A 6,141-nucleotide genomic window follows, 5' to 3' on the forward strand; every position below is an offset into this window, starting at 1 on the left:
GTGACAGCGATGCCGGAAGCGGTCCTTCCTGCTCTTCACATGAGTAATATGGGCGTGAGATTTTCTGGAATCAGGCGGGGCTGCGGGAAGCCTGTGCTGTTAAACGTGGGGGGGACATGGTGGTAACGGTTATCGGCTATCGGTAAAGTACCAGCCCCTGTCATGAAGACGTGTGTGTCGATTCTGTTGCGTCCACAGCCCCATGATGCTTGTGGAATTGTCGTCGATAAAAATACGCATTATTTGAGTCGTTACTGAGCTGATGCTGAGCCACGCGCAGGCTGTGCGCCATTGCTGAGACGAAAATGAGACGCAGGTAAACGACTCACAGGAAAAAGTGCGTGGCGCGTAAGAGCCCGCGGTGAGTCAATCCGGTTATGGGGACAGGGTTCCCGTATGTCATTTTGCCCCTCGTCATGGCGACGTCGTCAGCTGGGGCGCAATGGAGCCTAAAGAAGGTTTAAGCCAGCAACGCACCGGCAGAGGTTGAAAACTGTGATAATGGCGTGATAAAAGATGCGTGCTGTCTGTTCATTTGGCTGTTTACGTGTGATGCCTGCCACTGTTGCGCGATGTATGTTTTACCAGAAAAATGTGGTGGGCAGCAGATTGTCCTGAGGCTGGTTTGGATGCCGGTTTGGAAAATAATTCGTTATGCGTTTAACCGCTTTGTCATAGAAATAATATCTGCATGATAGCATTTGAACCGGAGGAGTATCGACCAGCATGAATGAACACAAAATCAGCCTTCGTCAACAGGCTTTCATCAACTATCATAGTGATGAGAAGCTTAAGATTGTCAAGGGTAGCCGGGCATGGCTTAACACTCAGGAGATGCTGAAACGAAGTGGCCGTACGTGCGTACCTGAGCTATTTCCTGAGCTGAAGAAAACAAGTTCAGGTGTAACAAAGAAAATAATCTCGAATAATCATACTTTTAACTTTGATAGCGTGAAGCATCTGTACTCGCTATTTTCAGCGATTTTTAAGATGAAAAAAATCTTTCCACCCTCGTTTACTCTCGAGATCACAACTATGAAAGGCGATATAAAACCGTGGCCCTATAACTTAATTATTGTGCCTAAAAATATCAGACGCAAAGCTGATGCCTTCATGCAAAATAAACCAGAATACCAGGGGGGTAAAGAAAGGAAGAGAACTAAAAGTGGTTTGACTGGCAGTCTGTACAAAACCATGCTTAGCTCATGTAAAGATAAGAAAATACTTCATGCTAAGCTTGAGAGTCTGATTGTGTACTCTGATTCTACAGATAGCATCGACATATACCCTGCAGTTGCTGCCAGAATATTAAAAAATTCACCTACAGTATTTTCTCTTTTTTATTTGAGAGTGTTCGGTTGAATAATCTTCCGCAGAGGATTAAAGATGTCATCACAAAACACCGTCAGGACGATGCTTTTCTTGAACGACTTGCTAACGTTTTGTTTTTTGGTCTGGTATATCAAGATAATGACGAGAACATATTTTTTTCATTCTCACATAACACTTACATTGTAAAATACAAAAACATACAGCATGACGGACGGGAGGTGTATGCAAAAAGACATCTGGATAACGCTGGCAATGATCGCGTGCCCATCATGGTGAAATTTATTAACGATGTTTATGAACGATACATTATATCTTCTGATGAACGCAGAAAAATAAGGGTTTTTTCAACGTAAACCCTTGCTCATTATTTTTTGTTTATTTAGTTTTTGAGTACTCCTCCATTATAATCAGCTCAAGAAATTTATTAATCCTGAGATCTTTCGCTCTTGCCATTTTTACCAAAGCATCCTTAGCGGTTTTGGATATCTCGGCATTGATTCCTGCCTTATTATTACCCTCAGCTATTGCTCTTCTGCGTTTATTTTGCATTGCATTTATTCTTAACTCATTAAAGATTTCCTCTTTAATGTAAATATCCCGTCCATCGTGAAAGTGAGATATTAAATCAATAGAGCAGATAATAGCCAATCTGAGTTCATTTTTATCTAGCGGTTTGAAAAATTGAAGGGAGGAATCTGGGTATTTTTTTAAAATGTGATCACGTATTTCATAAAGTTCTGATTCATTTTTATTTTTCAACCACTCTATTTTTCTTACAGGACGCACTCTGTTAATCCAGATGGAACGGATATCTTCAAGTAAACGTCTGCTCGAGGATGAGTTGCCCAGTTTTTGAAGGATATTAAAAAAACAAATAACTGCCTTGCTTCTTTCTGCCGTGCTGCAAGGTTGTAAGGGAAGTAGAAAAAATTCGTACAAAATAGTATCGCCTGTTAGTTTCTCCCCCCATCCTGTATGATGTTCATTGTCAATAGACAAAAAGTGAGACTTGCCTTGATAAGGCAAGCCTCTCAAATATCGCCATGCCCAGAAAATAGCACGTTCATTTTGCACCCCCTTTAACCACTTGAGCTCTGCCGGTAGCAGTTTATGTTCTCTGAAGAATTCCTTCATTTCTTCTGAATATTTTTCGTAGCTGTCTGATGATACGGGAACGTCCTGTTCCATGCCCCGATGTTCGCCCCATCCAGCAAACTCGTCGATTATTAATTTTTGGGTAATTGAACCACCTTTAAAACCCTCCTCATGGTAATGATTGTCATTTTCACTCACATAAACCTCCTTTCACCGATAATGAAAAATTTATCGCTCACATAATGCACGATTTTTCTTTCTTCAGCAAATTAAAAATGAATCAAGAAACAATAAAAAAACAGCTTATGTAGAATGAAAAAAGAATTTGTCAAAATACTGTTTCGAACATAAACAGTGCATGTGAATTTATTTTTCCCCACAAAATGCAGCTATCAGGTACGTAAGCGACTCTGTTGCTGCCATCGAGAGCTCAGCACTTCCAGGCCGGGCTGATTTATTGCCTTTCAGAAAAAACAGGAGGGGTCGGTGGGGGCTGGCAACAACATTGCAGTTATCAGCTCCATTCTCAAATCGACCTCTTCTCAGCGATCGCTATTGGCGTGTAAGAACAACAAAACGCGCGACTCGAGGGGGGGCTGGTCCTGTGCCTCTGTCCGCACATTCACTCAGAATGTCCTGTGGCCTGATAGTCAATCTGTGGAAACCTTTCTGAACGTAGTAGCCCTGATGGTTGTGGATTCATGAGCCGCGTTAATAAAACAGAAAAATTGCGTGTAACGTCGATGCCGGAAATCGCTGGAATGGACAGGTAATCTACACGTCAAGGTGAAGGTGGATGCCGTACGTTGGGGAGAGTTGTTGCAAAATGGCATCTGAATCGATCACGGTTTGGCATGCATCTCCGATCGCGGGGCCAATCCGTGATCGAATAGAGCGGAATACGGAGAGTCGTCAAAATGATGACCGTGACAACACGAGAGGCTTATGTTGCAGGGGCTCGAAAGGAAACCTCGAATTCAGTATTCCTCATGATGCGTTGACTGGTTTGAAGAACAGGAATGCCGACAGAGCGGCCATCCTGATGTAAAGCGATAAACCCTTTCAGGCTTATGACATCCTCAGTGTATACATACGACAGATGTATTTTTTTAAGGTCATGCACATGGTATGAGAACGATGGCCGTTCCTCATCCTGTGGCAACCGGCATCGTCTCCTGTGGCACATCGCCAGACTTAATCCAGGAGCAATCCCATGAACGACACACCCGCTTTACTGAACGATACGCTTGTTGATATGACTTTCATAACCACCTGCACCGGCATGACCGACAAATGGTTCTACAGGCTGATAAGCGAGGGCAAATTCCCGAAGCCAGTTAAGCTGGGGCGCAGCTCCCGGTGGCTGAAAAGCGAGGTTGAAGCCTGGCTGGCTGAGCGGATAGCGGCCTCACGAAAAGAGGCAAGCTGAGGAGGGTGACTTTATTTTTGAGTGAGGCTAACTCGAGAGTAACTATTCGGCTAAAAACAGCAGAAATACACCATCCACGCTGTGATTTCAGACCGCGATCCGGTGGTGGCTAATGTCGGTAATAGTATTATTACCTTTACCTGTTATTACCATTGCCTGTTCCAGCAAGCTTAATACTACCTTGCTACAGCCAGCTTAAAGAGTATTACTGTCATGAAGAATTCCGTCAGGTAAGTATTTATCATCAGGTGGTTCTCATCAGAAATCTTGTTATTACCGTCAGGATTGATCATCATTCTGATGGGTATTTTATCAGTGTTACTACAGGTTGCATTGCGAATTGCTATTACGCTAATTCCATTACGACTAACACAAGTACTACACGTGCGGTTATGAGTGCTTTAAGTAAAATCACTTCACTTAAATCTTATTTTGATTAGTACTTCCGTCAGGTGCAACCGTCATTTCAACGGGTATTGTTACGCGTGGAAGGGTACGGCTTTCAGTGAACCCTGTCCGGGGTAAAACGCATCCGAATTTATTAACGCTCAGACAGGTTTCTCTCCGCTGTGATTATTATCAGGTACCTCTTCCGGGGGGATCAGAGCGATTTCGTCTGGTGCAATTACGTCAGGAGCGAACCGCTCGCTGTTCATCCGAAGACGTTTAACCGCCAGGAGGGAGGTCATCAGGCTTCAGATGACCCGCTGCAGACGTTATTAACCTCAGGGGTATCCATTCAGGGATCGCCGTCGAAATGGCTGTAGGTGAGCGTAAAGATTCACCCGGTTGTCCTGCCACCACGAGGGTATTCCTGCTCCGTTAAGTCCCGCAGGCGTATTCGTTTCCTCTCCGTTCGGCTCCGATCCTGCACGAGGTGTTTGATTATCCGGCATAAGGCGGTTCATCGCGACGCCGGACATGTTCCTGGCAGCGGTAAAACCCTTATCGGTTCCTGGTGTCAGCGCCGGGCATCGCTTGTGTTCGCCATCGTATCAGCGGGGTGAGGGAAGCGCTGATGGCTGTTAACGGGGTTCTGTTGCAGCTGGTGCGTCAACGCCATGTCGATCCCTTCCGCGGGAGGCCAGGGCAGCGTGGGGCCTGTCAGACGCGGTGATGATCCGGGGGCACCTTTCCCGCGTAACGCCGTCGTACTGGCGGCTCGCATTTTTAACCTTTTGCTACTCCATCCCGTTCATTTTCCCCCTGCGCGGCGTGCTCCCGACGTGCGTCTGCGCATCCGTATTGCCATAAAGGAGCTTCACCATGTTTGAACCGGATTTATACGATCGCACTCAGGGACCGCTGAATGCCGATTACCTTGACATACTGCACAGGGTGACCCGCCTCGCGCTGGATGATCACCCCCGGACATTAGCCGTGCGGGTGGATTTACACTTCTCGCCGCGATGGTTCAGCGACGACGCGCTCACATGCTTACCAAATTTATCCGGATGTCCGCTAAGCCGGTTTACCGCGTCCCTGAAAAGCAAAATCAGTCATTACCGGCACCGGCTTAACAAACAGGGCAGGCAGGCCCACCGCTGTACGCCGCGTTATGTCTGGATCAAAGAAATCGACAGCGCCGTCCACTCCCATTACCACCTTGTGCTGTTCTTCAACAAAGATCTCTTCTGGCTGCTGGGGGCATTCGATCCTGCAAAATCGAGCCTGCGCACCCTCATTCAGGATGCCTGGTTAAGCGCGCTGAACCTGAAGGGACACGATGAACACCGGGCTCTGGTGCATTTTCCTGACAGGGCGAGCACCGTGCTCGACACCGGGTGTTCCGGTTTTCCTGCGAATTACAGGAGGTTCATGTTTCGTGCCAGCTACCTTGCCAAAGAGCGAAGCAAGGCGTACAGCCCGGCGGCCCGGTCAATAGGAGCAAGCCAGCGGTAAGTTTTTACCGCGGTGCACCATATTCTGGACAGCGGCTCAGCTGTCCGGACTGCGTTAACCCTGAGGAATGAGCATATGGAACAAAAACCGGTGCCGCATGCCGTTATCGAATTCGGATACCTGGTATCAGCGGAAGGCATGAGAGCGCCCTGGAAATTCTGGTGCGTCCACTGCGACTGCCCGATGGAAATCGTGCCCGCCACCGACGAGGTGCAGGCGCATTTTCTGCATATCGTCCCTGAGCTGACGGAACGGGGCCTCACCACCTGCCCTTACATCCCGCGCCCGCCGAAAGGAGAACCTACAAAACGCAACACCTGACGTGATGCGCCACGCCAGCGAACCGCCGCGACCGTGACCCTGCTCATCAGAACGTCACCCGA

The 6,141-nt window shown here is 47.2% G+C and carries 6 protein-coding genes; 4 read left to right on the forward strand and 2 right to left on the reverse strand.

Going from position 1 to position 6,141, the window contains the following annotated elements; all coding sequences use genetic code 11:
* Positions 1–726 precede the first annotated feature (726 nt).
* Complete coding sequence (locus EXW94_RS26950) at positions 727–1,362, forward strand: hypothetical protein (RefSeq protein ID WP_174341558.1); 636 nt, start codon at positions 727–729, stop codon at positions 1,360–1,362.
* Between the two features lie 345 nt (positions 1,363–1,707).
* Here the strand turns inward: EXW94_RS26950 and EXW94_RS26955 are convergent, their stop codons facing one another.
* Positions 1,708–2,625: a hypothetical protein gene (locus EXW94_RS26955; protein WP_174341559.1), complete on the reverse strand. Its 918-nt coding sequence runs from the start codon at positions 2,623–2,625 to the stop codon at positions 1,708–1,710.
* 1,015 nt (positions 2,626–3,640) lie between these two features.
* Here EXW94_RS26955 and EXW94_RS26960 point away from each other — a divergent pair.
* Complete coding sequence (locus EXW94_RS26960) at positions 3,641–3,856, forward strand: AlpA family transcriptional regulator (protein WP_174341560.1); 216 nt, start codon at positions 3,641–3,643, stop codon at positions 3,854–3,856.
* 961 nt (positions 3,857–4,817) lie between these two features.
* Here the strand turns inward: EXW94_RS26960 and EXW94_RS26965 are convergent.
* Positions 4,818–5,024: a hypothetical protein gene (locus EXW94_RS26965; RefSeq protein ID WP_174341561.1), complete on the reverse strand. Its 207-nt coding sequence runs from the start codon at positions 5,022–5,024 to the stop codon at positions 4,818–4,820.
* Positions 5,025–5,122: 98 nt separating this feature from the next.
* On the opposite strand from EXW94_RS26965, the gene EXW94_RS26970 reads away from it, so the two are divergent.
* Positions 5,123–5,758: an inovirus Gp2 family protein gene (locus EXW94_RS26970; RefSeq protein ID WP_174341562.1), complete on the forward strand. Its 636-nt coding sequence runs from the start codon at positions 5,123–5,125 to the stop codon at positions 5,756–5,758.
* A 75-nt stretch (positions 5,759–5,833) separates the two neighbouring features.
* Entirely contained in the window at positions 5,834–6,079 is a 246-nt protein-coding gene (locus tag EXW94_RS26975; RefSeq protein ID WP_174341563.1) for a hypothetical protein, read from the forward strand.
* The last annotated feature ends 62 nt before the right edge of the window (positions 6,080–6,141 follow it).

The organism is Enterobacter sp. JMULE2, from assembly GCF_013337145.1.
Taxonomy (GTDB): domain Bacteria; phylum Pseudomonadota; class Gammaproteobacteria; order Enterobacterales; family Enterobacteriaceae; genus Enterobacter; species Enterobacter mori.